This is a genomic window from Xanthomonas sp. WHRI 8932A (assembly GCF_035012785.1).
Lineage (GTDB): Bacteria > Pseudomonadota > Gammaproteobacteria > Xanthomonadales > Xanthomonadaceae > Xanthomonas.
Map to the genome: position 1 here is coordinate 77641 of NZ_JAYGQQ010000009.1, position 26618 is coordinate 104258.

A 26618-nucleotide genomic window follows, 5' to 3' on the forward strand; every position below is an offset into this window, starting at 1 on the left:
CCTGGATCAGCGCTGACGCAGCGGCAAGTCGCGCGGCTGCAGAGCGATCGCGAGCGCGGCGTGGACCGGCAACAGCAGCATTACCCATTGCAGGTTGTATTGCGCCTGGAACGAGAGCCAGTGAATCACCATGGCCAGCAAGGCCCCTGCGGCCACCACCCAGCGCAGTCCATCGAAGCAGCGTCCGGGCCGGCGACCACGCAGCAACTGTATGCCGCCGATCAACAGCAGCACGCACAGCGGATTGACCAGCAGCAGATTGCGGTTGGCCCAGGCGGACTGGTGCGCGGTAAAGCCCCACAGGTACACCAGCAGGCCGCCGCCGATGGCGCACAGCAACCAAAACGGCAGCGCAAGGCCGGCCAGTAAGCGCGGTTTGCGACGCAGTGCCAGCACGCCGGCTGCAAGCGCCAGGCCGACCAGCAACCATGGCCACCAATGGCGCTGCTGGTCGGCAGGTTCCGGGGCGATACGGTGCGGCAGCAGTACCTGCGTGGCTTGCACCAAGGGGCGGCCGGCGCTGTTGTGTACCTGGGTCAGGCTGTCGGCCAGCCGCATCGGCACGAACGCTTCTTCCCAGCGCGACAGCGAGCGGTCTGCGTACGGCCCTAGCCCCAGGTCGAAGCCCAGCCACATCCACGGGGCAGGGGAGGCCAGGCGCACCGCTTCGCTGCGAAAGGTATTGCCGCGCGAGCGGCCGGCCAGCTGCGATTTCAAACCGCCGCCCATGGCACGGTCCAGGGTGTCGCGCACCATGGTGGCGCAGTTGGCTTCGAAATAATCGTAGTGATAGCGGGCGTTTTCGGGCCGGCTGCGGACCGCCAGGCCATCGGCAAGCGCGCGCGCCTGCTCGGGCGGCAGATCCAGCCACTGCACACTGACGCCGCGGCCAACGTCGCGGTACTGCGACAAGTCTTCTTCCAGCGGCAACGCCACCAGGTAATACATCATTTCGCCGCGGGTGAAGCGCGGCACGAAGTCCGGCTCGCTCGGATCGAAGAAGCCGAAGTTGTACGAGGTTGCCCGCTGAGTGAGCGGGTCGACCACCACGATGGCGTCATGCCCGAAGCGCTCGAAGAACACTTCGCCCGGCTGCATGGTGACCACGCCGACGCGCGGTGGCGGTGTGCTAGCCGGGGCAGCAGCCTGCGTACCCTGGGCCGACGCAAGTGGCGCCACCAGCAGCGTCAGCAGGAGCAGCGCCCAGGAAGCGATCCATTGCCAGCCACCACGGCTGCATCGCACCGTGGCGTGACGGCGCGCGAGGTTCAAGCGTCGTCCTGCGGGTCGGGCGGCAGGATGGTGACGTGGAAGGCATGTACACGGCGCGTGTCGGCCTTGGCCACGCGGAACGCAAACCTGCCCAAGGTCAACTCTTCGCCGGTCTCCGGCAGGTGCCCGATCGCATCGGTCACCAGCCCACCCACGGTGTCGTACTCGTCATCCGGGAATTCGGCGCCGAAGCGTTCGTTGAAGTCCTCGATCGGCGTCAGCGCATCGACCACGTAGCGGCCATCCGCCTGGATCGCGATCAGCGAATTCTCTTCTTCGGCATCGTCGTGCTCGTCGTCGATCTGGCCAACGATCTGCTCCAGCACGTCTTCAATGGTGACCACACCGGCGACGCCGCCGTACTCGTCCACCACAATCGCCATGTGGTTGCGCGACAGGCGGAATTCCTTGAGCAGCACGTTGAGCTTCTTGGACTCGGGGATCAGCACCGCCGGGCGCAACAGCTCGCGCACATTGCCGGGCCCGTTATCGGCGACCACGCCGCGCAACAGGTCCTTGGCCAGCAGGATGCCGAGCACTTCGTCCTTGTTTTCGCCATGTACAGGGAAGCGCGAATGGCCGGATTCGACCACCTGCTTCATCAGGTCGATGAAGCGCGCTTCCACCGGCAGCGACACCATTTGCGAGCGCGAAATCATCACGTCGCCCACGGTGAGCTCGGACACGGAAATCGCGCCTTCCATCATGCGCAGGGTGTCTGCGGCGATGAGACCGTCTTGTTCGGCGGTCCGCAGCAAGGCGACCAGTTCGTCGCGGGTATGGGGTTCGCCAGAGAAGGCCGCGCTCAGGCGTTCGAGCCAGCTGCGGCGTTTTTCGGGGTTTTCTGAGGTGTGGCTACTGTCGTCTTCGGACATCATGACGGGGAAGGGCACCCGGCAGACCAGGCGATAGGTCGCAGTCTAGCAGGAAGCCGGCAAGCCGCTGTGGATGCGCTGCCGGGCGCCGGGTTTCAGGGCAGGTCCAGGCTGTAGCCGCAGCCGACCACGGTCTTGCCCGGATGCGATTTGACGTTGGTCACGCTGAGCACGACCGACTCGATCATCGCCTCGCCGGTCTTCGGGTTGGTGGTGTCTTCGCTGACCAGCTCGCGGCCATACATGACCTTTTCGGCGTTATCCACGCCCAGTTCCAGGTCCAGCTGTTTGGCCAGCGGGCGCGGGTCGGGCAGGTCCAGGATCGCCATGACGCTGGCGCCGGAGAACGCGATATGCGTGGTGCTGTGGCCGAACACAGTGATTGGCGTGTTGAGCGTGTATTCGGTCATGAACAGGTTGGACTGCTCCAGCGGCGTCCAGCCCAGCGCGACCGCCTTGAGCGGGTCGGCCAGTACCGGCGTCAGGGCATTGAAGTCGCCAATGCGCTGCCGGCATTCGATCAATGCCGGCAGGTCCGGGCGTACCGGTGCGGTCTGTGCCAGCACCGCTGACGGGCTCAGCAGCACGCAGGTCAGGGCAAACCACGCGCGCATCAGCGCTCCCCCGCATACGGGTCGTCGATGCCCAGGTCGGCCAGGATTTCCCGCTCCAGCTGCTCCATGGCGTCGGCTTCCTTGTCGTCTTCGTGGTCCCAGCCCAGCAGATGCAAGGTGCCATGCACGGTGAGATGCGCGTAATGCGATGCCAGCGATTTGCCCTGTTCGGCCGCCTCGCGTGCCACCACCGGCGCGCAGATCACCAGATCGCCGAGCAGCGGCATCTTGATGCCCTTGGGCAAGCCTTCGGGCAGTTCGGCCGGAAAGCTCAGCACGTTGGTGGCGTAGTCCTTGCCGCGGTAATGATGGTTGAGCGAGCAGCCTTCCTTCTCGTCGACCACGCGCACCGCCAGGTCGGCCTCGCGGATGCGGCCCTTCAGCGCCGCGGCCACCCACTTGCGAAAACTCACCGCGGACGGCAGGCCGGCGCGCGGAAGCGCATAACTGACGGCAACGTCGAGGCGGACGGGTCCTTTGGTCATGGGAACACCAGCAAGTCAGATCAGACAGAGGTGACAGTATCGCGCGAGTGCTGCCTCACTGCGACTTCCAGTCACCGGCGCTGTAGGCGATTTCGATCACCTCGGCGGCTTTTACCAAATCTTCGATGCCAGCCTGCTTGGTCGACGTGTAGCAATTGAAGCCCAGATGCGCCTTGAGCTGGCGCGTCATGTCCACGGCGCCTTGCTCGGGCTTGGCCTTGGCGTCGAGGTGGATGGTCAAGTCCGCGCATCCGCCGATGTTGGTCACCTTCACTGCCGGTACGAGCGCACGTGCGGCTTGGTCGGCGAGCGCATCAAAGTCGGGTTGCGCGATGGCTCGCTACGCTGCCGATACCCGTACCTTGACGTAGTAGAGCTGCCTGTAGAACAGATAGCCTGTGGAAAGCAGTGGCATGCCGGACGATGATAAGTCCATGCTGAGTCTCAACTTTTCTCCAACGATTCGCTCGGCATCGGCAATGGCCGCAATCACCTGGGCATCTACCGCATTGGCCGGGGTGTGAGTCGGGGCATCGTCGCTTGTCAAGATGAACCTGGTCTGGTCCAGCTCGTCCAGCCGTGAATAGGTGCCTTGCGTCCGCGCTGCGGCAAGATCCTGGCGGAAGGCGGCCATGCCGTGCTTGATGGCTTCGGCTTGATCACGTTGCCCGGCCGGATACACGAAGACATCGATGTTCAATTCCGAATGGTCGGCCATCGTGTAATGAAACCCGGCGCCCGAAACCTTGGCGGCCGGGTTGTAGGAACTGCGGGCGAGCCTGAATGGGCCAATATTCCTCGGTGCGGCCAGATAACTGGTTTCGATGTAAGCGCGGGAGGATGCACCGACATTCTCCGCTGCGGCTGACAACGCAACCGGCGCAAGACTCAATAGGCAGACAGAGAACAAGACGCGATAGCCGACCATGCGCACTTCCTGTGCAGAGCGTTGTCCCAAGTGTAACGCTGTAGCGCTGCGGATTGGCGCGTGCAGATCCGCGCTGCGGAGGACGGCGGCACGATGGCCACGCCGAGAATTTCCGCAGTTTCTGGCTTGTCCTAAATTTGCACCAAGCCCCGCTTAGCAGGGCGACATCGTTACGCCGTCATGCTGCAGGTTCGGCAGGCTTTTCGACTAGGTCGCGCTTTTCATAAGCCTTGACAATACGCGCCACCAACGGATGCCGCACCACGTCGCGTGCTTCGAAGAACGTGAAGCTGGCGCCTTCCACATCGTGCAGCACCTCGATCGCATCGCGCAGGCCGGATTTGACGTGCTTGGGCAGATCGATCTGGGTCAGGTCGCCAGTGACCACGGCGGTGGAGCCGAAGCCCAGGCGGGTCAGGAACATCTTCATCTGTTCGATGGTGGTGTTCTGCGCCTCGTCCAGGATCACGTAGGCATCGTTGAGCGTGCGGCCGCGCATATAGGCCAGCGGGGCGATTTCGATGACGTTCTTTTCCAGCAGCTTGACCACCTTTTCCACACCCAGCATTTCGTACAGCGCGTCGTACAGCGGGCGCAGGTACGGGTCCACTTTCTGGCTGAGGTCGCCTGGCAGGAAGCCGAGCTTTTCGCCGGCCTCCACCGCTGGGCGCACCAGGATCAGCCGCTGCACGCGCGATTCGTTCAAGGCTTCCACCGCGCTGGCCACTGCCAGGAAGGTCTTGCCGGTGCCGGCCGGGCCGATGCCGAAATTGATGTCATGCGTGGCGATCGCATGCAGGTACTTGGCCTGGTTTGCGCCGCGGCCGCGCACGGTGCCGCGCTTGACCTTGATCGCCACGTCCTGCGCCTGGTAGGCACGGTCTGCCACATGCTCGACATTGGCGTCGGTCAAGCGCAAGTGGATCGCATGGTTATCGAAGGTGGTCGAGGCGGCTTCGTCATACAACGCAGTCAACAGCGTCTGCGCGGCGGTGACTGCCGGCTCCGGGCCGGTGATACGGAAGATGTTGCCGCGGTTGGCGATCTCGACGCCAAGTTTGAGTTCGATCTGGCGCAGGTGCGCGTCGAACGGGCCGGCCAGATTGGCCAGGCGCTCGGTGTCGTCGGGTTCCAGGGTGAAATCGCGGTAGGCAGGTGAGTTCATGGTGGGGTCGGACAGCGCGCGTGCGGCGTCGGTAGGGCGGCAGATGAGGGTAGCGCGCAGCATGTGATCCCACCAACAAACCAGGCGGCGCCAGCGATGGCCGCTGCGCGTGCAGGCAGTTTTCCACAAGCGCTGTGGAGTCACGCATCACTAACCTGTGGATAGATTGCGTCAGCCTTACTGGCGCAAGGTCTGGGAGCTATGTGGTGAAAAAATCACCAGTGCCTGCGAGGTTGTCCACATGCGGTGTGGATCGAATTCCGCAAAGCCTGTGGGTAAGTGTCACCACGCCTTGTGCTGCAAGGTGTTGCAGTAGTGTGGTGAATTTTTGACCACTGTAGCGGATGCGGTGGAATGCTGCGTGCAGCGATGTGTCCGCTCTGCGGCGCATCGCCGGATGCGCGAGCAGGTGGCGACATCGCCTCCGGCAACGCGGCTATGCATCTCGCGCATCGCCCACGAGAACGCTAAGCAGCGAGTCCACTGCATGGAGGCGAGGCAGGAGTCACGCGCGCCAGCACGTGCGCCGCCTGATCCAGCACACGCGCCAGCAGGCAAGACGGCTGGCAGCTTGCATCGATCTTTCAGCAGTGGTGTGCCGACACGGCATCACGCGTGCAGCGCACGCGCGATGTGTGTTCGCTGCAAAGACTGTCTCGACGCAGCGCCGCACAACTGCGGCGCGTATGTCAGCTGGTGCTGTCGTCCAGTTGGATGCGACCACGTAGCGAATTGCTCATCGCCTCGGTGATCAACACATCCACAAACTGCCCGATCAGGCGCGGATTGCCGGGGAAATTCACCGGTCGCATGTTCTCGCTCTTGCCGGTCAGCTCGTTCGGGTCGCGGCGCGATGGGCCTTCCACCAGCACCCGCTGCACGCTGCCGACCATGGACTGCGAGATGGTCGCCGCATGCGCGCTGATATGCGCCTGCAAACGGGCCAGACGCGCCTGCTTGACCGCATCGGGCGTGTCGTCTTCCAGGTCCGCAGCCGGCGTGCCGGGGCGACGCGAATACACGAACGAAAAGCTCTGATCGAAGCCGACATCTTCGATCAACTTCATGGTCTTTTCAAAATCTGCTTCGGTCTCGCCGGGAAAGCCGACGATGAAGTCCGAGCTGATCGAAATGTCCGGGCGCACCGCGCGCAACTTGCGGATCTTGGACTTGAATTCCAGCGCGGTGTAACCGCGCTTCATCGCCGACAGAATGCGGTCGCTGCCTGCCTGCACCGGCAGATGCAGATAATTGGCCAGCTGCGGCACGTCGCGATACGCATCCACCAGCGAATCGGAAAACTCCAGCGGATGCGAGGTGGTGAAGCGAATGCGGCCAATGCCCTCGATCTGCGCGATGGTGCGGATCAACAGGCCCAGATCGGCGTACTGCGCCGCCTCGCCGGCATCGGCGCCATACGCACCGCGATACGCGTTGACGTTCTGGCCGAGCAGGTTGATCTCGCGCACGCCTTGCGCCGCCAGCTGTGCCACTTCCACCAGCACGTCCTCGAACGGGCGGCTGACTTCTTCGCCGCGTGTGTAAGGCACCACGCAGAACGAGCAGTACTTGGAGCAGCCTTCCATGATCGACACGAACGCCGATGGACCATCGGCGCGCGGTTCGGGTAGGCGATCGAACTTCTCGATTTCCGGGAAGCTGATGTCCACTTGTGACTTGCCGGACTGGCGCCGAGCACGGATCAGTTCCGGCAGGCGATGCAAGGTCTGCGGCCCGAACACCAGATCCACATACGGCGCGCGCTTGACGATGGCTTCGCCTTCCTGCGAGGCCACGCAACCGCCCACGCCGATGATCACCGGGGTGCCGCCGGCCTTGGCACGGTTTTCCTTGAGCAAGCGCCAGCGGCCCAATTGGCTGAACACCTTTTCCTGCGCCTTCTCGCGAATGGAGCAGGTGTTGACCAGCACCACGTCGGCGTCTTCAGGGTTGTCGGTCAGCTCCAGCCCTTCGGACGCGGCAAGCACGTCGGCCATCTTGGCCGAGTCGTACTCGTTCATCTGGCAACCGTGCGTCTTGATGTACAGCTTGCCGCGCACCACGGCGGGTGCCGCCGGGCGAGCGACCGGCAACGGCAGCAGGGCAGGTGCGTCCACGGCGGTGGCCGCGGACAGATCGGAAACGGATGTCCCGGGCATGGCGCTTATTCCAGGCGGGTGAGATAGCCGAACAGTTTACCCGCTCACGGCAGCGCTTGCGCTGCTAGCTTGCTGCCTGCGCGTCGACGCCGGTTGCGCGCGCGAATGCCGGGCGCTCGGTCATGCGTGCGATGTAGGCGCGGGTCGGGGCCGGCGGGTCGATCATGCCGAATTGCACCATCCATGCCAATGCGCCGCCCCATAGCACGTCGGCTGCGCTGCAGCGCGTGCCCAGCAGGTAGTCGCCTTGCGCCAGCTGTGCGTAGACCACGTTCAGTACGGTGTCGGAGTCGGCATAGGGCGAGAGCGAGCGCGGTGGGGGCGAGCGTTTGAGCGCAAGGTCGACGATTGCCGGTTCGAATGCCGCGCCATAGAACGCCAACCAGCGCAGATAGGCACCGCGGTCGGCGTCGCCCGGCGCAGGCGACAGGCCGGCTTCCGGGTAGAGCTCGGCCAGGTACTGATAGATGGCGCCTTGTTCGGTGACCACACTGTCGCCGTGCACGATCGTCGGGATCTTGCCCATCGGGTTGATCGCGAGGAACTCCGGCGCAAGCTGCTGCTCCTTTTCCAGATCGATGATCTGCAGGCTGTAGCTGGCGCCCAGCTCTTCCAGCAGCACCAGGACACCGCGTGAGCGTGAGCGGGGATTGTGGAACAGGGTGATGTGGCGGTCGGCGGACATGGTGGGTTCCTTGAGAGCAGCTAGTGGTGAGGTGGGTTCGAGGTCATTGCTGATATGACGATCCTAAGGTGGGCTTGCGGACAGTTTCTGTCCGCAATACCGTCTCGCCATGGCTTCGACCGCTGCCCGTCTGTTGCGACTGCTTTCCTTGCTGCAAGGTGGCCGCAGCTGGCCGGGCGCTGCACTGGCCAAGCGCCTGGAGGTGCACCCGCGCAGCCTGCGGCGCGACATCGAGCGACTGCGCGAGCTTGGTTATCCGGTGCATGCGGCGCCGGGATCCGGCGGCGGTTACCGGCTGGGGCAGGGTGCGGCGGCCTTGCCGCTGCTGTTCGAAGAAGAAGAGGCCCTGACCGTGGCGATCGCCCTACGCGCGGCCGCCCCGGCCATCGCCGGCATGGATGCGGCGGCGGCTCGCGTGCTGGCGAAGCTGGACCCGCTGCTGCCACGGCGGAGCGGTCAACGCGCCAGCGCCGCACACGCTGCCATGGCGAGCATGCCGATTGCCGAGGCGGGCACGCTGGTAGATGCGGCCTTGCTGGCGCAGCTTGCCGGCGCCTGCCGCGACCGCACCACGCTACGGCTGGACTATCGACGTCACTCCGGCGGGGCCATCACCCGCTGCGTCGAGCCAGCGTTGTTGGTCAACTACGGTCGGCGCTGGTACCTGCTGGGCTGGGATTGCGAACGCCAGGATTGGCGCACGCTGCGCGCAGATCGCATCGATCTGGCAGTCCTTACCGGGGCCCGGTTCGGCGCACGTGCGCTGCCGGAGGAGCCGCTGCAGTTGCTGCGCAACGCCATCGGCGAAGCGCCGTTCCCCTGCCGGGTGAGGGTGCGCCTGCCCGGGACGCTGGAGGCGTTGGCCGCGCAGGTTCCACCCTGGCTGGGCGCGCTGGAGGCAGACGGGGCAGGCCATTGCTGGCTTGGGCTGGGCGCGCCGAGCATGCCGGCGCTTGCCGCCAATCTGCTGTTGCTGGAGCTGCCATTCGAGGCGATTGCGCCGGACGCCCTGCGGCAACCGCTGGTCGATGCGCTGGATGCATTGCGGACACGACTGCACCGGCTGTCGGCCTGAGCATTGCCGCCTCTTGGCAAGCCCGGGGCAAGCTGGGACACTCCGCCGCATGAAGGGGATGTCAAGATTGCTGGGGTTATTGCTTGTCACGTTGTCGGCTGCGCCGGTCAGCGCCGGCACGCTATACAAGTGCGTCAGCGGCGACGGCATCACCAGCTACCTGAGCAAGCGCCAGAGCGGCGCCACCTGTAGCGTCATCAGCAGCTATACCCCCGACCGCTCGGCCCGCCGTCCGCCATCTTCGCCTTCGCCTGTTTACCCGGCGACGGCAGGGTCCAGCGGTCTGGCCCGTCCCATCGCCAGTATCGACAGTGGCGCGCCCGCTACGATCATCAGCCCGCCACCACGGCGCGCGGCCGAGGCCGCTGTGGCGGCGCCGCGTGCGCTGCCGGTGGCAGAGCGTGCGACATCGATCATGCCCGCCGCCGCGCCGGCTGCCGCGGTCAACCCGCGCCGGGTGGTCAGCGGGCAGGTCTATTCGTATATGAAGGACGGCGTGCGCCATTACACCAGCGCACGTCCGCGCCAGGTGGCCAGCATCGAAGGGCTGCGCACCATCCACTACAGCTTCATCGAGACCTGTTACGCCTGCGGCGCCAAGCCGGGCGTCAACTTCGGTGCAATCCGGCTCAACACCGCGGCCTACCAGCAGGAGATCGCGTCGGCGGCGCGCGAGTTCGGGGTCGAAGAAGCCATCGTGCGCGCCATCATCCATGCCGAGTCGGCCTATAACCCGTTGGCGCTCAGTCGCGCCGGTGCACAGGGATTGATGCAATTGATGCCGGGTACCGCACGCCGCTTCGGCGTCAACGACGCCTATGACGCATCGCAAAATATTCGCGGTGGCGTGCAATACCTTTCGTGGTTGCTGAAGCGCTTTAATGGCGACCTCACCCTGGCAGCCGCGGGTTACAACGCCGGCGAGGGTGCCGTGGACCGCTACGGTGGCGTGCCGCCCTACAGCGAGACCCAGCGCTACGTGCAACGCGTCGGCCTGCTGGCCGGCCGCTATCGCGGTCAGAGCGCCACTGCCAACTGAGCAACGCGCTGCGCCCCGGCACTTGCAGATGCAGGCAGCGCTGAGGTGGTGACTCAATGAGGCCTTGCCGTTCGCATGGTCGCCAGTGCTGCACACGCGCAGCGATGCCTCCGCTGCCTCATCGCGCCCTCGCACCGATGCGCCGTCTGCGCGCACTGCGTCACAACCATCGCATGGGTTATCGCGGTTCGCAGGCACCACGACAGGCGACCGCGCACATCGGCCATTGCATCGCACATGCCCGACTGCGTACATTGCATTGTCTGTGCATTAAGCGTTCCGCTACACTGCGGTCGATTCATCGCGGCTGGACCCCCCGCCAGCCGTTGGCAGCCTCACGCTACCTAATTAAGATCGGAGAGCCGGATGGCCAACGATGGGGTTAACGCACCTGCTGATATCGGGCGTCGTCGGTTTTTGACCGCGACGACGGCCGTGGTCGGTGCGGTCGGAGCAGGATTTGTTGCAGTTCCATTCGTGAAGTCGTGGAATCCCAGTGCACGCGCCAAATTGGCAGGTGCACCGGTGACCGCCGACATCAGCGCCTTGCAGGAAGGGCAACGGCTGGTCCTGGAATGGCGCGGTCAGCCGATCTGGATCGTCAAGCGCTCCAAGGCGATGCTCGATGCATTGCCGTCGTTGGACGACCGGCTCAAGGACCCCAAGTCCGAGAACAAGGACCAACAGCCCGAGTACGTGCTGAAGAACCCCGAGTACCGCTCGATCAAGTCCGATATCTCGGTGCTGGTCGGGTTGTGCACGCATCTGGGGTGCTCACCGGAAATGGTGGCCGAAATCCGGCCCGAGCCCTACGACCCGCAGTGGAAGGGTGGCTACTTCTGCCCCTGCCACAAATCGCGTTTCGACATGTCCGGCCGCGTTTTCGACGGCGTGCCCGCACCGATCAATCTGCTGGTGCCCCCGCATCACTATGTGGACGACAACACCCTGGTGATCGGCGTCGATCCGGATGGTGCAGGTCCGTCGACCAAAAGCACGGGGGCTGCCTGATGAGCAATATCCTGGTTCGTACCGCCAACGGTGTGTTCGAGTGGGTCAACGAACGCGCGCCCGGGCTGATGCCCACGTACCGCAAGCACATCAGCGAGTACTACGCGCCGAAGAACTTCAACCTCTGGTACTACTTCGGCTCGCTGGCCATCGTGGTGCTGGTGAATCAGATCGTCACTGGCATCTTCCTGACGATGCACTACAAGACCAGCGCCGCCGAAGCATTCGCGTCGGTCGAATACATCATGCGCGACGTGGAGTGGGGCTGGCTGATCCGCTACATGCACAGCACCGGCGCCTCGCTGTTCTTCATCGTGGTGTATCTGCACATGTTCCGCGGGTTGATGTACGGCAGCTACCAGAAGCCGCGCGAGCTGGTGTGGATTCTGGGCATGCTGATCTACCTGGTGCTGATGGCCGAAGCCTTCATGGGCTACGTGCTGCCGTGGGGGCAGATGTCGTTCTGGGGCGCCAAGGTCATCATCTCGTTGTTCGGCGCCATCCCAGTGATCGGCAACGGGCTGACGGAGTGGATCATGGGCGATTACCTGCCCGGCGATGCCACCCTCAACCGCTTCTTCGCGCTGCACGTGATCGCACTGCCGCTGGTGCTGTTGCTGCTGATCGTGCTGCACATCGGCGCGCTGCACGAAGTGGGCTCCAACAATCCCGACGGCGTGGATATCAAGAAGGGGCCGAAGGGCAATCGCTGGGATGCGCACAAGCCCGCCGATGGCATCCCGTTCCACCCGTATTACACGGTGAAAGATCTGGTTGGCGTCGGCTTTTTGCTGCTAATTGCTGCCTTCATCATCTTCTTCGCGCCAGCGTTCGGCGGCCTGTTTCTGGAGCACGACAACTTTACCGAGGCCAATCGGCTGGTAACGCCGGAGCACATCAAGCCGGTCTGGTACTACACGCCGTACTACGCGATGTTGCGCGTGATACCGAACAAGCTCGGCGGCGTGCTGGTGATGTTCTCGGCGATCGCCATCCTGTTCCTGGTGCCGTGGCTGGATCGCGCCAAGGTGCGCTCGGTGCGCTATCGCGGCTGGATCTCGAAGGTGGCGCTGGGCGTGCTGGTGGTGTGCTTCGTGTGGTTGGGCGTGATCGGCTCCGGCCCCGGCACCGATGCGCACGAAACCTATGTGGGGCGTGTGCTTACCTTCCTGTACTTCGCCTTCTTCATCACCATGCCGGTGTGGACGCGGCTGGACAAGACCAAGCCGGTACCGGAGCGGGTGACGACCCATGACTAAGCGCATCGTGATGTCATGGAAGTCGCGCGTGGCGGCACTGCTGTGTGGCCTGACCCTGGCCGCAGGTGCAATGGCGGCCGAAGGCGGGAAGGTGCAGCAGGCGGGCAACGATCTGGGCGACCGCGCATCGCTGCAACGCGGCGCGCAGTTGTTCATGAACTACTGCTCCGGCTGCCACTCGTTGAAGTACCTGCGCTACTCGCGCATGGCCAGCGATCTGGGATTGAGCGAAGCCGAGGTCATGGCCAATCTCAACTTCACCGGGGCCAAGGTCGGCGAGCATATCGAAGGCACAATGCCGCACGATGCGGCGACCAAGTGGTTCGGCAAGGCACCGCCGGATCTGACCTTGATCGCGCGCGTACGCGGTACCGACTGGGTATACACCTACCTCAAGTCGTTTTATCTGGATCAGACCCGTCCGCTGGGCTGGAACAACCAATTGTTCCCTAACGCGTCCATGCCCAATCCGCTGTGGGAGCTGCAAGGCCTGCAGCAGGCGCAATTCGGCCCGCCCGACAAAGCCACCGGCGACAAACCGGTGGAGGCGCTGAAGCTTGGGCAGCCGGGACGTCAGACCCCGGTGGAGTTCGACCAGACCGTACGCGATATCGCCAACTTCCTCGAGTACGCAGGCGAACCGGCCGCATTGAAGCGGCAGAGCATGGGTGTGTGGGTGATCCTGTTCCTGGCGCTCCTCACCTTCATCGCGTACTTGCTGAAGACGGAATATTGGAAGGATGTGCATTGAGACTTGAGGGACGTGTATTGATCGGGGCGTAATCTCCGATTAATGCCTGCACCAAGCGCATGCCTCAAGCACGTACCAAGCAAAGGCACCAAGCTGCGGACGCCAAGCGCAGGCACTGACCTATATGCTCAAGCCCCTCTCCCCACGGGAGAGGGGTTGGGGTGAGGGTAGGCTGGCGAGTGATGCATGCACGACCGACCAATCGTTGCTGGCACGACGATGTTGACCTCGATAACGCGCGCAGATCTGCGCGGATGTAACCTGCACTGCAGGCATTCCGCAATGCGTCGGTCCGCTCACGACAGCGAAAGCACACCCCGGCAATAGCAGCCGCATACACCACGCGACCTGCGCAACCTGCGCAATGCTGCAGCGGCGTCAGCCAGTGGTCACACCAAGCCATACAACTCAGCGGTTCTGCCAACGCAACGTTGGCCGCTGCGGCGCGATGCCCCGCGGGGCGCAGGCTTCACGAAGTAGCATCCAGGTGGGGGCATCGACTGCAATGCCACGCATCGGCTGTTGTAGGCGCCTAAACCGCATCGCCGCAAAGCGATATCTCCGCCAAAACGGCGCAAATCGTCTGCCATGCCTGACAACTCGACAACGTCATCGGCTACCCGTGCATTAATAAGGCCTATCACTCTTGGCTTTTGCGTGACGTGATTGCACACTCGAAGGACCGTGGTGACGGTCGGCGTTGGGCCGACCGCGCCGATGCGGCCGGCGGATTCCGGTCGTCGGAGAGCCTTGAATGGCGACGAGTGTGCGTATGCGGAATACCTTGACTTTGTTTTCGTCCAACGACGACGTGTTGTGCCACCGGGTCCGTCTGGTCCTGGCAGCGAAAGGGGTGACCTACGACCTGGTGCCGGTCGACCCGCAAAATCCCCCCGAAGATCTGATCGATCTCAATCCCTATCATTCGGTGCCGACGCTGGTCGAACGCGACCTAGTGCTGTATGCCGCATCGGTGGTCAGCGAGTATCTGGACGAGCGCTATCCGCATCCGCCGCTGATGCCGGTCGACCCGCTATCGCGCGCGCGCCTGCGCCTTGCGATGTTGCGTATCGAACACGACTGGGTGCCGCAGGTGCAGGCGATCCAGCTCGGCAACAAGACCCAGGCCGAAGCCGGCCGCAAGCGGCTGAAAGAACTGCTCACCGCATCGGTGCCGCTGTTCAAGGCCAGCAAGTTCTTCCTCAATCCGGAAATGAGTCTGGCCGATTGCGCGATGGCGCCGATCATCTGGCGACTGGATGCATTGGAGATCGGTCTGCCCAAGGATGGCAAGGCGATCGAGGACTACGGCAACCGGATCTTCCGCAATCCCGGTTTCATTCGCAGCCTCACCGATCAGGAAAAAAAGCTGCGTGATTTGCCGGGCTGATGTGACGGCTGTATGCCAACAGACCGACTTGCGAGCGCGTCGCCGCCGTTGCGGGCCATGTCCGGGTAAAATGACGTCATGAGCGAAGATTTCCCCCGCATGACCAGCCATCGCCCGTACCTGTTGCGGGCCTTGGTCGAATGGATCAACGACAACGGCATGACGCCGCACGTTTTGGTGGATGCAGGACTGCCTGGCGTGCAAGTGCCGGCCAGTGCTGTCAAAGATGGCCGCGTTGTGTTGAACATCGCCGAGCGCGCCGTGGTCGGGCTGCAGGTCGACAACGAGAGCGTGAGCTTTACTGCGCGCTTCGGCGGCGTCAGCTACCCGGTGATGGTGCCGATGGCCGCCGTACTGGCGGTCTACGCGCGCGAAACCGGGCAGGGCATGGCGTTGCCGGACGACATTCCCGGCACCAGCAGCGAGCCGCCGGATCCCGGTGCACCGCCGCCGAGCACGCCTGCGCCGGATGAGCCGCCAAGCGGTGGCAAGCGCCCGCATCTGCGCGTGGTCAAGTAAGAGCGCGCAAGATGGCTGACCGCAGCGTTCCCATGCTGGTGGAACGCGCGCGTCATGTCGATTGCAGTGAGCCGGATGCGTCCGGCCCAGCCGACTACCACTACGAGTACGAGATCTATCGCTTCACGCAGGGCGCGCGCTGTCTTGTGGCGCGCAGCTATGTTGATACGCCCGATGAAGCGCACTTTCTCAGCATCGAGGTGGGTGGCAAGTCGCGGCTGTTGAAGCGGGCGGACATGCAGCATCCGCTTTGCCTGTTCGCACAGGCACAGTTGCGCCGCGAGGGTAAGCAGCAGCTACGCTGGTTGAGCGGCAGGGGCGACGGTTACGAGCCGGTGCCGGATCGCGCGGCAGCTCCGATGGCCGGATCTGGCTGGAGGTCTGCCATTCGTCGCCTGATGAACTGAGCCAAGCACAACGCACGACGACAGTCGCGACGAATAGCGCCTAACAACGTGCTGCGCTCGTCGCCAAGCGGGCGCGGCCGGCGCTCGGTGCGGCAGGGGCCAACCGTCCACTCCGATTCTGAGCGCGCCGTCCGCACCCACCTGACGACTGCTCGCGACGCTGCGTTAGCCGCTATACGCTGGCATCAGGAATCAGATAGCTGCAAGACGAAGGCGCCAGGGCAGGTGCAAACGCAGCCTGCTCATTCCAGCCGTTCTTGCTCCGGGTGCAGCGCACGCACCGTTGCGACCTGCGGCCCGGTGAAGGCAATCAATTGATCGCCACGCAGCACCAGCTTGCCGCTGTGGCGATCTGCGCCATCGTAGGAATACTCGAAGCGGAACGTGCGCTCGAAGCCCAGCCATCCATTGGGCATCCTGCAGATGCGCAGATTGGTGGAGTGCACGCTCTGGTCCAGCCACTGCACATCCGCAGCGCGGCAAGCATTGCGGCCGAGGATATCGGCGCGTTCGGCGGCGGCCCGCGACGAGTTCCAAAACGCGAACAGTGCGGCGCCGGCAATCATGAAGAGGATGAGGCTGGGCATGCCGCCAATGTGCCACGGCTTGTGGCCGATCGACAATCGTCCGCTCGGCCCGCAGCGTTGCGTCAGCGACGCCATCATCGCCAAGCAACGGCGGTGCTCGCAATCCCGCACCCCGCAGTCCGGCCCAAGCCATGCCGCAGCAGGAGCTGCTAACAGAACGTAGCCACCAACTGCGAAACGGACGTGGACGGCGCACAACTACCAGAGTGCAAGCGCGATACATAAAAGCGCGAGCACCGGCCGCGCCCGTCGGGTGCTCGCGCTTTAGTCTTGCTTGCTTGCACCAAGAGCGGCCAGCACAACGTAGCGAGCCACCGCGAAGCGGACGTGGACGGTACACGGGCACCAGAGTGCAAGCGTGGTAAACAGGATTTCGGGCACCGAGCGTGCCCGCCTGGCGGCTGCACCCGTTTGATGGTCGCGGCGTAGTCTTGTCTAGTCGCTCTAAATCGTTCACTGCCAACGCCGCATCCGGCTTGTGTGGGCTGCTGCCGACCCCCATCCATTGCACTCTCGTCGAGTTGAATCCGATTGCCGGGCGGCCGGTTGGCGTCGTGGTGTCGGGCATCGCCCATGCATCCTGTTCTGCTGCACTTCCATCCTGCGGTCGCCGCGTGGTTCGCGCGGACCTTTGCTGCGCCCACGCCTGCGCAGATCGCTGCGTGGCCGGCGATCCAGGCAGGGCGGCATACGCTGGTGGCGGCGCCGACCGGGTCGGGCAAGACGCTGACCGCGTTCTTTGCGGCGATCGATGCGCTGATCCGCGACGGCCTGGACAACGGCGGTGCGCTGCCTGACCAAACGCGGGTGGTGTATGTGTCGCCCCTGAAGGCGCTCTCCAACGACATCCATCTCAATCTGGAAGCGCCGTTGCAAGGCATCCGTGCGGCCCTGGCCGCCGAAGGCCTGCCGGACGTGGCGGTGCGCACGGCGGTCCGTACTGGCGACACGCCACAACGCGAGCGGGCTCAGGCGCGGCGCGTGCCGCCGCATATCCTGGTGACCACGCCGGAGTCGTTGTACGTGCTGCTGGGCTCGGCATCCGGGCGCAGTGCGTTGCGGCATGTGCGCACGGTGATCGTCGATGAAATCCATGCGGTGGCGGCGGACAAACGTGGCAGCCATCTGAGCCTGACCCTGGAGCGGCTGCAGCGACTGGCCGATCAACCGATCACGCGGGTCGGCTTGTCGGCAACGCAGAAACCCATCGACACCGTGGCGCAGTTTCTGGTCGGCGTTGGCGAAGACGGCGTGCCACAGCCCTGCGAGATCGTCGATATCGGCTACACGCGGGAGCGCGATCTGGCGTTGGCGCTGCCGCCCACACCGTTGAGCGTGGTGATGTCCAACGACCAATGGCTGCAGGTCTATGCCGACGTGGCCATGCTTGCGCAGCAACATCGCACCACGCTGGTGTTCGTCAACACGCGGCGCATGGCCGAGCGTGCGGCGCGGCATCTGGGCGATCTGTTGGGCAAGCAACGCGTTGCCGCGCATCACGGCAGTCTGTCGCGCGAGACGCGTCTGCTGGCCGAACAGCGGCTCAAGGCGGGCGAACTCACCGTGCTGGTGGCCACCGCCTCGCTGGAGCTGGGCCTGGATATCGGTGATGTGGATCTGGTGTGCCAGCTCGGCTCGCCGCGCTCGATCGCCACCTTCCTGCAGCGTGCCGGCCGCTCCGGTCACAAGGTCGGCGGCACGCCGAAGGCGCGGCTGTTTCCACAGACCCGCGACGAGTTGGTCGAATGCGCGGCGTTGCTGGACAGCATCCGGCGCGGCGAACTGGATGTGCTGCGTATCCCATTGGCGCCGGTGGATGTGCTTGCGCAGCAGATCGTGGCCGAAGCAGCCTGCGAGGACTGGGACGAAGATGCGCTGTTTGCGCTGATGCGGCGCGCGTGGCCGTTCGCCCAGTTGAGCCGTGCCACCTTCGATAGCGTGGTGCGCATGCTGTGCGAGGGCTTCAGTACCCGGCTTGGCCCGCGTGCCGGGTATCTGCATCGCGATGCGGTGCATCGGCGGCTGCATGCGCGCCGCGGTGCGCGCATGACCGCGCTGACTTCCGGCGGCACCATTCCCGAAACCGGCGATTACAGCGTGGTGCTGGAGCCGCAGGCCGAAAAGATCGGCACGGTGAACGAAGATTTTGCGGTCGAAAGCCTCACCGGCGACGTGTTCCAACTCGGCAATGCCAGCTACCGCATCCTGCGCGTGGATGCCGGGCGCGTGCGGGTAGAAGATGCCAAGGGCGCGCCGCCGAATATCCCGTTCTGGCTGGGCGAAGCGCCTGGCCGCAGCGACGAGCTGTCAGCAGCGGTGTCGCGCCTGCGCGGCGAGATTGCGGCCCGACTCGACAAAGCACTGCATCAGGCAGCACGTGATTGGCTATGCAGCACGCTGGGCTGCTCTGCAGAAGCGGCGCAGCAACTGCTGGACTATCTGGCGCATGCCTGCGCGGCGCTGGGCGCCATGCCCACGCAGCAGTGTTTGGTGATGGAACGGTTTTTCGATGCCAGCGGCGGCACGCAATTGGTGATCCACTCGCCTTACGGCAGCCGCATCAATCGCGCATGGGGGCTGGCATTGCGCAAGCGCTTCTGCCGCACCTTCAATTTTGAATTGCAGGCCGCAGCGACAGAAGACGCGATCGTGTTGTCGCTGTCTACCAGTCACAGTTTTGCGCTGGAAGAGGTTGGCCGTTATCTGCATTCGTCGTCGGCCGAGCATGTGCTGATCCAGGCGCTGCTGGATGCGCCGCTGTTCGGCGTGCGTTGGCGCTGGAATGCGACCAACGCAATGGCGCTGCCGCGTTTCACCGGTGGCAACAAGGTGGCGCCGCAGCTGCAGCGGATGAAATCCGAAGACCTGTTGGCGACCGTGTTCCCGGATCAGGTGGCCTGTGCGGAGAATCTGGTTGGCGAGCGCGAGGTGCCGGATCATCCGTTGGTGACGCAAACGCTGGACGATTGCCTGCATCAGGCGATGGACAGCGAAGGCTGGTTGCAGGTGCTGCGCGGGCTGGAATCGGGTGCCATCACCCTGGTGGCGCGCGATCTGGCTGCGCCGTCACCGCTGGCGTCCGAAGCCTTGAATGCGCGTCCGTACGCATTTCTGGACGATGCGCCGCTGGAAGAGCGCCGCACCCAGGCGGTGCAAAGCCGTCGTTACACCCCGCAGAACAGCGACGACCTGGGGCGCTTGGACCCACAGGCCATCGCGTCGGTGCGTGAGGAAGCCTGGCCGCAGCCCCGCGATGCCGAAGAGATGCACGAGGCCCTGGTCGGGCTGGGCGTGCTGCCGGTCGATGAAATGGCCGGTGCGCAGTGGCAGCCGTGGTTGACGGCACTCGCCGCCGATGGCCGCGCCAGTTGCCTGGTGATGGACGGCGCGCCGGCACTGTGGATCAGCGCCGAGCGGATCGATTGGTTCATGCCGTTGTATCCGCACGCCTCGGCGCAGCCGCCATTGAAAGCGCCGGCCGACTGCGGTGTGACCGACTGGGAGCGCGACTGGGCGGTGCGCGAATTGTTGCGCGGGCGCTTGTCGGCAGTGGGCCCGGCGCAAGTGTCGGCCTTGGCCAGTGCATTGCGCTTGCCCGAAGACGAGATCGCGCTGGCATTGCTGGCATTGCAGCGCGAAGGCTATGTCATGGCCGGTCAATTCAGTGCGCACGCGCCGTCGGAAGAATGGTGCGAACGCCATTTGCTGGCGCGCATCCATCGCTACACGCTGGGGCGCTTGCGGCGCGAGATCGAGCCAGTGTCGCAGCGCGATTACGCGCGCTTTCTGTTCGAGTGGCAGCATGTGGACAGCGAGAGCCGGGTTGCCGGACCGGACGCATTGGCGGGGGTTGTCGGGCAACTGGAAGGCTTCGAAGCGCCAGCCGTGCTGTGGGAAAGCGAAGTGCTGCCGGCGCGTGTGCGCGACTATCAACCCGCCTGGCTGGATGATTTATGCACCGCCGGACGCACCGTGTGGGCGCGCTTGCGGCCGGGCGGTGGACGTAGCGGCGCCGCATTGCGGGCGACCCCAATCGTGCTGCTGCCGCGCCGTGACGCGCAGCGCTGGAGTGGCTTGGCACGTGCGGTCGACGATGCACCGCTGGGGTCGCGCGCGCAGCGTGTGGTGGAGGTCCTGCAGCAGCAGGGTGCGTTGTTCTTCGACGAGATTTCCGATGCCGCGCACCTGATGAGCACCGAGCTGGAAGACGCCCTGAGCGAACTGGTGATGCGTGGCCGTGCGCATTGCGACAGTTATGCCGGGCTGCGCGCGCTGCTGGTGCCGGCCTCCAAGCGGCCGTCGGCGCTCTCGCGGCAGCGGCGTCGTGCCACTGCTCTGGGCATACGCGATGCCGGGCGATGGGCGCCGGTGCGTGCGCTTGCCGAGCTACCGCTGGCCGAAGCCGGCGAGCGGCATCAAGAGATGCTTGAGCACGTCGCGCGCACGCTGCTGCGCCGCTACGGCGTGGTGTGCTGGCGCTTGCTTGAGCGCGAGGCGGCGTGGTTGCCGCCCTGGCGCGAACTACTGCGCATGTATCAACGCCTGGAAGCGCGCGGCGAAATCCGCGGCGGCCGTTTCATCGCCGGTCTGTCTGGCGAGCAGTTCGCCTTGCCGGATGCGATCGCGGCCCTGCGCCGCGTGCGCGCCCAGGCTCCGCAGCAGCGCTGGGTGTGCGTGAGCGCAAGCGACCCCAGCAATCTGTTGGGTAGCATTCTGCCTGGCGAGCGCGTGGCGCGCGTGCCGGGCAATCGCGTCGCATCGCTGGACGGCGTGCCGATGGCGGTGTGGGCGGCCGATCGCTTCCAACCGCTGCAGGACCTCACCGCCGAACACACCGAGCAGGCCTTGCGCCTTCTGCAACGCGGGCCAGGTGCGGCCGAGCAGACGCCGATGCAGCAATGGCTGGCTCAGTCGCCTGGCAGCGCCGCACGCGTGCCGGTCACGCGCGGGAGCGGGCGCGACAAATAGGCGCTGTCGGGCACCACCCAGCGCCATGGCTGGTCGACGGCCTTGCGGATGCCGATGCGCGGCGTCGCGAGCGCAACCGCCGGCGGCGGAGTGCCATCGTCTTCGATCCATAGACGTGCGCCAGCATCGGTCAGGTCCAGTCCGTTGTCGGCTGCAGTGACGCCGAATGCCTGCGCCAGACGGCCGGGGCCGGTGGTCAGTGCCTTGGCCGGTGCCGCGCCGCGTGCCGTCTGCATGGCCTGCACGCCAGCGAGAGGCTGCAGCGCGCGGAGCAGCACGGCGTGCCCGGGGGCACCGCCGCAGACTGCATTGATCGCCCAGTGCATGCCATAGATGAAATACACATACAGATGCCCGGGTGGGCCGAACATCACCTGCGTGCGCGGGGTGATGCCACGGAACGAATGCGCGGCTGGATCGTCGCTGCCGCAATAGGCCTCGACCTCGGTGATGCGGCCGCGCCGGCCATCGGCACTGACCAGCACCTTGTTGAGCAGGCGCGGCGCAACCTTGCGCGAATCGTGTGCGTAGAACGCGCGGGGCAGTGGCGTGGGCGACATGGCATCAGCCTAGCCGCCCAGTCGTGATGTCTCTGCGGACTGTCCCGGACATCCCGCGGAGCGGGGGTAGGGTTTTTCCGAACGCGCCAGGTCAGGAGCGCCGGACCTGTCACAAAACTGCATATCCAATCTCATGAATAGGCGCTGTACCGATCGAAGCATATCAAGCGTGTTTTGCCAGCGCCGATAGCTATCAACGATTGGTTAGACGAGTCCGCATCGTGCGATCGGCACGCGCAGCACCGTCGATTGCCCATGCAACGCATGCAGCCCACGCAGCACTCAAAGAGAACTCCCCAATGTTAGGCAACTTCAAAATCGGAACCAGGCTGATCGTGGCGTTTCTGATCGTCTCGGCGATCGGCGCGTGCATCGGGTGGGTCGGCTATTCCAACTCCGGACGCATCAGCGACCTGTCGACCTCGCTGTACGAGCGCGAGTTGCTCGGCCTGTCCAACGTCAAGGAAGCCAACATCAATCTGATCTACGCAGGCCGCGCACGCGCCAACCTGTTGCTGGCCAGCAGCGCGGAAGAACGCCAGTCGCATGTGCAGAACATCGACAAGTACACCGCCAAGGTGGTCGATCACATGACCCGTGCGCGCGGCAGCTTTCAGACCGAAGAGGGCAAGACCAAACTGGCGCAGTTCGATCGTGCGTGGCAGACCTATCTGGATGAGCGCGGCCGCTTTATCGAAGCCGCCAATCGCGAAGCATTGCGCGAGGCCAATCCCGAACTTGCTGCATTGTCGCGTGCGGTGCGCGCCAGCTCGGATGAAGTGGATACCTTGATGACCGATCTGAGCGGACTGCGCGAGCGCAGCGCCGCCTCCGCCAACGCAGAAACCGGCGCCATCCATGCGCGCAGTTCCAAATTGCTGATCGCCATCATTTGCGGCGGTGTGTTGCTCGGCGCCGCGCTTGGGGTGGTGATCAGCCGCAGCGTCACCGGCCCGATCCGTCGCGCTGTCACGGTCGCCAACGGCTTGTCCGAGGGCGATCTGACCATGCGCATCGATGTACACGGTCGCGACGAAACCGCGCAGTTGCTCGAAGCCATGCGCACCATGGTGCAGAAGTTGTCGCAGGTGGTGGGCGAGGTGAATACCAGTGCCGAGACGCTGGCCAGTGCGTCCGAAGAAGTCAGCGCCACTGCGCAGTCGTTGTCGCAGGCCGCCAGCGAACAGGCGGCCGGCGTGGAAGAGACCAGCGCCTCGCTGGAGCAGATGACGGCATCGATCAGTCAGAACACCGAGAACGCCCGCATCACCGACGGCATGGCCACCCAGGCCGCGAAGGAAACCATCGAAGGCGGCGAAGCGGTGGTGGCCACCACCCAGGCGATGAAGCAGATTGCGCAGAAGATCGGCATCATCGACGACATCGCCTATCAGACCAATCTGCTCGCGCTCAATGCCGCCATCGAAGCGGCGCGTGCCGGCGAGCATGGCAAGGGATTTGCGGTGGTGGCGGCCGAAGTGCGCAAACTTGCCGAACGCAGCCAGGTGGCCGCGCAGGAAATCGGCGAGGTGGCCAGTTCCAGCGTCGAACTGGCCGACCGCGCCGGGCGCCTGCTCGACACCATCGTGCCGAGCATCAAGCGCACCTCGGATCTGGTGCAGGAAATTTCCGCCGCTTCCGAAGAACAATCCTCGGGTGTGAGCCAGATCAACTCGGCGGTGGTGCAGCTGAGCCAGACCACCCAGCAGAACGCCAGCGCCTCCGAAGAACTGGCCGCCACCGCCGAAGAAATGAGCGCGCAGGCCGAGCAGCTACAACAGAGCATGGCGTTTTTCCGGCTGGGCGGGCAGGGCGCTGCGAGCACGCCGCCCAAGCGTGGCAAGCAGGTCGCTGCACGCCCGGCACGTGTTGCAGGTGCGCGCGCTTGGCGTGGCACTGCAGCGCCGGCATATGCGATGTCCGAGGGCCCGGACGAAGGCCAGTTCGCTCGCTTCTGAGAGATCGATCGATGACCGCACAGACTTCCGATGTCATGCCGGGCGATGCCGATGCAGCCGCCCAATACCTCACCTTTCAGCTGGACGGCGAAACCTTCGCCACCAGTATTCTTGGGATTCGCGAAATCATCCAGTACCGCACGCCGACGCCAGTGCCGTCGATGCCGGCGTGCGTGCGCGGCGTGATCAATCTGCGCGGCGCGGTAGTGCCGGTGGTGGATCTGCAGGCACGGCTCGGGCGTGCCGACAGCGCCATCAACAAGCGTAGCTGTATCGTGATTCTGTCCACCGAGCAGGCGCAGGGCACGCAGGTGATCGGCGTGCTGGTCGACGCCGTCAACGCGGTGATCGAACTGGCCGATGACGATATCGAAGCGGCGCCGGCGTTCGGTACGCATATCCGTCGCGACCTGCTACGTGGCATGGGCAAGGTGGGCGAGCGCTTCGTGGTGCTGCTGGAGATGGAACAGGTGCTGCAGGTGGACGAGATTGCCGGCAACGCCGACGCGCTGGCTGCCTGAGGTCGCTTGGAATTCTGGCGAGCCGATGCCGGTGGATTGAGAGTGCAGACGATTGCCAGCGCGTGGAAAGACTGCGCGTCGTGAGTCGCGGTGAGTCGTAAGCCGGGCGCGTTGGTTGGGTAGCGGGCGCGGCAGTAGGTTGACTGCCGCTCGTTACCCAAGGCAAATCACGTAGCGCAAAGACGTTCGGCGTCAGAACGTCGCAGGCGCGCATCAACCAATGTTGAACACGTGTTACGCAGCGTCGTGTACCCGCAGTGCTGCGTGCATGGCACTGCAGCGTCTGTCACTCAGGGCACACAGTAAAGACAGCGCAAGCAAGTCAGCTCGAGCGAGTGTCAGCCTTGCAGATGCCAGCCGCTGAACCGCTGCACGCGGTTGCGTCCGTCGCAGATCGCGCCCTGCAACGCATGTCGCGCGCGCGCCAGCAAGGTGTTGCTGTCGAGCGTCTCGCTGGCAGGCACATCGACCAGCCCGATGCTGGCGGTCAACGTACCGATGGGCCAGTGCGCGGTTTCGACTGCTTGACAGATATCTTCGGCAGCCTGCATTGCAGCAGACGCTACCGCAGCCGGCAGCACTACGCACAGCCGATCGCAGTCCAGCCGCGCCACGATCGCGGTCTGCGGCAGCTGCGCCTCGACCAGTCTTGCCGCCTGCACCAGCGTCGCTTCCGCTGCGGCAACGCCCGATTGCAGTTTGTGCCGCTTGAAGCCATCCAGATCGATCAGCAAAAAGCCCAGCGATTGTTCCGGCACCGCGGCGCACGTGTCCTGCAGACGCTGCAGGCCATGCTCCAGCCCGGTGCGGTTCCAGAGCCCGGTGAGCGCGTCGCGTAATCCATCGAGCTCGACCAGCTCGGCCGCACGCCGTAACTCGATGGTGTCCACGACCTGCCGCGCCAGCACCCGCAACGCATCGCGTTCGGCGCCCGACAGCCGCCGTGGCGTGCGATCGAGCACGCACAAGGTGCCTAACGCGATGCCATCGGAGGTCAGCAGGGGCGCGCCGGCGTAAAAGCGGATCTGCGGCTCGCCGGTGACCAGCGCGTTGTTGACGAAGCGCGCATCCAGATGTGTGTCGGCCACTTCCATGAGCTGGTCGGGCGCAAGGATGGCGTGCGCGCAGAACGACAGCGTGCGTGGCGTCTCGCTCGGCTGCATGCCGATCTTGGACTTGAACCACTGCCGCTGCGTGTCGACCAGCGAGACCAGCGCCATGGGCGTGTGGCACAGGGCGGCGGCGTCGGCGGCGAGCGCGTCGTACTGCGGCTCGGGGCCGGTATCCAGAAGCTGGTAGGCCTGCAGTGCGGCTAGACGGTCGTCTTCATTGGCCGGCGGGCGCGCACCCAACAAGGCGCCAATGTCGCCCGGCAACAAGGTGGCGTGGATCAGGTGCAATGCGGGCGCATCGGGAAGCTGCATGCAAGGCCTTTGCAACAAGCGCCATCAAGGCGATCAAGTGTCTGCAGCGATGGTCGCTGCCGTTAGGTGCGCCGAAATGTCGGCCGCCCCAGCGGCTGACATTCCAGGATCTTGCCACATCGGCGGGCCGCAGACGCGGTGTCGAACCCACGCCGATGCTGCAGTACTCGGTCTGTCGAACGCTGCAGCTATTCGCCCTGGCCGGCAGTCCCCTTGGGGCGGCGGCTGTGCTCGTCATGCACTTTCAGATCTTCCTGGCCCGGGCGCTGCTTGGCGGTTTCGTCCTGCTTGCGCGAGTCCTGGCTGTCGGAGACGCCGCTGGCGTCGTCGTCGGCACTGTCGGGTTGGCGCTGTTGGTTGCTCATGGCGAAGGGTCCGCTGTGATGGAGAGGCGGACGTTAGCGCGCGCGATGTGATATCGGCGGCATGGCCTGTCCCTCCGCGTGCTTGGCGCCGGTGGGACAGCTGAAACGAAAGAGCCCTGGACGCGAACGTTCAGAGCTCTTCGTTTGATGCGGTGGGCGGAAGGCTCCCGAATAATAGCTGCAAGTGACTGTAATGCAATAAGTATTTTCGGCGCAGGGAGTGCTGTTACCGCCATAGTTACCGCCAAGCTCATGCGGCTAGGCCGTGGGTACCATTACGTGCTTCTACCGCTGCACTCATCCATCCCGCCACTTCGGTGGAGACCCAAGCGGCAATGTTGCCACCGGGGAATTGTACTGGCTTAGGGAACTTGCCCGCAGCAGCCCAGGCATAGAGCGTGGACTTGCTGACGCCGACCGTCGCAATGACCTCGGGCAAGCGCATGAAGTGGTAGGGCAGCATCGTCTGTGATTGGCTAGTCATGGGTTCCTTGAAATGAGAAAGGCCCGCTGCATGAGGTTGCAGCGAGCCTTTTGGTTGGTGTGGTGCCTGCCGTTGGGCAGCTTTCCCCGGAGGGGGCGGCATGGGGACGGCTGGGCC

At 64.6% G+C, this 26618-nt stretch carries 25 protein-coding genes and 1 other RNA gene; 12 read left to right on the forward strand and 14 right to left on the reverse strand.

The features are described 5' to 3' along the window. Positions 1 to 6: 6 nt before the first annotated feature. The 9 genes from VC212_RS15545 to VC212_RS15585 all read right to left on the reverse strand — a co-directional run bounded on the left by VC212_RS15545 (position 7) and on the right by VC212_RS15585 (position 8183). The gene (locus VC212_RS15545) at positions 7 to 1272 is read right to left on the reverse strand and encodes a DUF4105 domain-containing protein (protein WP_323526288.1); all 1266 of its coding nucleotides are present in this window, start codon (positions 1270 to 1272) and stop codon (positions 7 to 9) included. Further along, positions 1269 to 2147, reverse strand: a complete 879-nt coding sequence (locus VC212_RS15550; RefSeq protein ID WP_055852298.1) for a transporter associated domain-containing protein — start codon at positions 2145 to 2147, stop codon at positions 1269 to 1271. Before VC212_RS15550 ends, VC212_RS15545 begins: the two co-directional genes overlap by 4 nt. A gap of 95 nt (positions 2148 to 2242) precedes the next feature. Beyond that, positions 2243 to 2761 carry a hypothetical protein gene (locus VC212_RS15555; RefSeq protein WP_323526289.1) on the reverse strand — a complete coding sequence of 173 codons (519 nt, stop codon included), beginning with the start codon at positions 2759 to 2761 and terminating at the stop codon, positions 2243 to 2245. Then, the gene (ybeY, locus tag VC212_RS15560; protein ID WP_055851860.1) at positions 2761 to 3246 is read right to left on the reverse strand and encodes an rRNA maturation RNase YbeY; all 486 of its coding nucleotides are present in this window, start codon (positions 3244 to 3246) and stop codon (positions 2761 to 2763) included. The genes VC212_RS15555 and ybeY overlap by 1 nt, the downstream gene beginning before the upstream one ends. Before the next feature lie 55 nt (positions 3247 to 3301). After that, positions 3302 to 3487: a hypothetical protein gene (locus VC212_RS15565; RefSeq protein WP_323526290.1), complete on the reverse strand. Its 186-nt coding sequence runs from the start codon at positions 3485 to 3487 to the stop codon at positions 3302 to 3304. A 99-nt stretch (positions 3488 to 3586) separates the two neighbouring features. After that, entirely contained in the window at positions 3587 to 4174 is a 588-nt protein-coding gene (locus VC212_RS15570; protein WP_323526291.1) for a hypothetical protein, read from the reverse strand. Between the two features lie 178 nt (positions 4175 to 4352). Then, a complete protein-coding gene (locus VC212_RS15575; protein ID WP_055852306.1) occupies positions 4353 to 5339 on the reverse strand; it encodes a PhoH family protein in 987 nt (328 codons plus the stop codon). A 689-nt stretch (positions 5340 to 6028) separates the two neighbouring features. After that, positions 6029 to 7498 carry a tRNA (N6-isopentenyl adenosine(37)-C2)-methylthiotransferase MiaB gene (miaB, locus tag VC212_RS15580; protein WP_115527957.1) on the reverse strand — a complete coding sequence of 490 codons (1470 nt, stop codon included), beginning with the start codon at positions 7496 to 7498 and terminating at the stop codon, positions 6029 to 6031. Positions 7499 to 7562: 64 nt separating this feature from the next. Next, positions 7563 to 8183, reverse strand: coding sequence for a glutathione S-transferase family protein (locus tag VC212_RS15585; RefSeq protein ID WP_115562261.1), 621 nt, complete (start codon positions 8181 to 8183; stop codon positions 7563 to 7565). 109 nt (positions 8184 to 8292) lie between these two features. Here VC212_RS15585 and VC212_RS15590 point away from each other — a divergent pair, with 109 nt between their 5' ends. The 9 genes from VC212_RS15590 to VC212_RS15630 all read left to right on the forward strand — a co-directional run bounded on the left by VC212_RS15590 (position 8293) and on the right by VC212_RS15630 (position 15805). Beyond that, a complete protein-coding gene (locus VC212_RS15590; protein ID WP_323526292.1) occupies positions 8293 to 9258 on the forward strand; it encodes a WYL domain-containing protein in 966 nt (321 codons plus the stop codon). 49 nt (positions 9259 to 9307) lie between these two features. Then, positions 9308 to 10297 carry a lytic transglycosylase domain-containing protein gene (locus VC212_RS15595; RefSeq protein WP_323526293.1) on the forward strand — a complete coding sequence of 330 codons (990 nt, stop codon included), beginning with the start codon at positions 9308 to 9310 and terminating at the stop codon, positions 10295 to 10297. A gap of 366 nt (positions 10298 to 10663) precedes the next feature. After that, positions 10664 to 11308, forward strand: coding sequence for a ubiquinol-cytochrome c reductase iron-sulfur subunit (petA, locus tag VC212_RS15600; RefSeq protein ID WP_055851876.1), 645 nt, complete (start codon positions 10664 to 10666; stop codon positions 11306 to 11308). Further along, positions 11308 to 12567, forward strand: a complete 1260-nt coding sequence (locus VC212_RS15605; RefSeq protein WP_055851880.1) for a cytochrome bc complex cytochrome b subunit — start codon at positions 11308 to 11310, stop codon at positions 12565 to 12567. Before petA ends, VC212_RS15605 begins: the two co-directional genes overlap by 1 nt. Continuing rightward, a complete protein-coding gene (locus VC212_RS15610; RefSeq protein WP_055851883.1) occupies positions 12560 to 13318 on the forward strand; it encodes a cytochrome c1 in 759 nt (252 codons plus the stop codon). Before VC212_RS15605 ends, VC212_RS15610 begins: the two co-directional genes overlap by 8 nt. A gap of 754 nt (positions 13319 to 14072) precedes the next feature. After that, entirely contained in the window at positions 14073 to 14708 is a 636-nt protein-coding gene (locus VC212_RS15615; RefSeq protein WP_024939278.1) for a glutathione S-transferase N-terminal domain-containing protein, read from the forward strand. Between the two features lie 78 nt (positions 14709 to 14786). Further along, a complete protein-coding gene (locus VC212_RS15620) occupies positions 14787 to 15227 on the forward strand; it encodes a ClpXP protease specificity-enhancing factor (protein WP_055851886.1) in 441 nt (146 codons plus the stop codon). A gap of 32 nt (positions 15228 to 15259) precedes the next feature. Beyond that, positions 15260 to 15634, forward strand: coding sequence for a hypothetical protein (locus VC212_RS15625; protein ID WP_323526396.1), 375 nt, complete (start codon positions 15260 to 15262; stop codon positions 15632 to 15634). 94 nt (positions 15635 to 15728) lie between these two features. After that, a non-coding RNA gene (locus VC212_RS15630) (sX9 sRNA) lies at positions 15729 to 15805 on the forward strand. A gap of 71 nt (positions 15806 to 15876) precedes the next feature. On the opposite strand, the gene VC212_RS15635 is transcribed toward VC212_RS15630, so the two are convergent. Further along, positions 15877 to 16257 carry a DUF3301 domain-containing protein gene (locus tag VC212_RS15635; RefSeq protein WP_323526397.1) on the reverse strand — a complete coding sequence of 127 codons (381 nt, stop codon included), beginning with the start codon at positions 16255 to 16257 and terminating at the stop codon, positions 15877 to 15879. 537 nt (positions 16258 to 16794) lie between these two features. Between VC212_RS15635 and VC212_RS15640 the strand changes: the two genes are divergently transcribed. Further along, complete coding sequence (locus VC212_RS15640) at positions 16795 to 21189, forward strand: DEAD/DEAH box helicase (protein ID WP_323526294.1); 4395 nt, start codon at positions 16795 to 16797, stop codon at positions 21187 to 21189. On the opposite strand, the gene VC212_RS15645 is transcribed toward VC212_RS15640, so the two are convergent. Further along, positions 21129 to 21749 (reverse strand): DNA-3-methyladenine glycosylase, encoded by a 621-nt coding sequence (locus VC212_RS15645; protein WP_115553954.1) that lies wholly within the window; start codon positions 21747 to 21749, stop codon positions 21129 to 21131. The genes VC212_RS15640 and VC212_RS15645 overlap by 61 nt on opposite strands. A 299-nt stretch (positions 21750 to 22048) precedes the next feature. Between VC212_RS15645 and VC212_RS15650 the strand changes: the two genes are divergently transcribed. Both VC212_RS15650 and VC212_RS15655 read left to right on the forward strand, forming a co-directional pair. Continuing rightward, positions 22049 to 23707, forward strand: coding sequence for a methyl-accepting chemotaxis protein (locus tag VC212_RS15650; protein ID WP_323517657.1), 1659 nt, complete (start codon positions 22049 to 22051; stop codon positions 23705 to 23707). Between the two features lie 11 nt (positions 23708 to 23718). Beyond that, positions 23719 to 24228, forward strand: coding sequence for a chemotaxis protein CheW (locus VC212_RS15655; protein WP_055851899.1), 510 nt, complete (start codon positions 23719 to 23721; stop codon positions 24226 to 24228). A 338-nt stretch (positions 24229 to 24566) separates the two neighbouring features. Here VC212_RS15655 and VC212_RS15660 read toward each other — a convergent pair whose 3' ends face one another. From VC212_RS15660 to VC212_RS15670, 3 genes are all read right to left on the reverse strand, one after another. Next, positions 24567 to 25652, reverse strand: a complete 1086-nt coding sequence (locus tag VC212_RS15660) for a diguanylate cyclase (protein WP_323526295.1) — start codon at positions 25650 to 25652, stop codon at positions 24567 to 24569. 188 nt (positions 25653 to 25840) lie between these two features. After that, the gene (locus tag VC212_RS15665) at positions 25841 to 26017 is read right to left on the reverse strand and encodes a hypothetical protein (protein ID WP_162847468.1); all 177 of its coding nucleotides are present in this window, start codon (positions 26015 to 26017) and stop codon (positions 25841 to 25843) included. A 250-nt stretch (positions 26018 to 26267) separates the two neighbouring features. Then, on the reverse strand, positions 26268 to 26501 hold the full coding sequence (locus tag VC212_RS15670; RefSeq protein WP_258078508.1) for an AlpA family phage regulatory protein: 234 nt from the start codon (positions 26499 to 26501) through the stop codon (positions 26268 to 26270). Between the last annotated feature and the right edge of the window lie 117 nt (positions 26502 to 26618).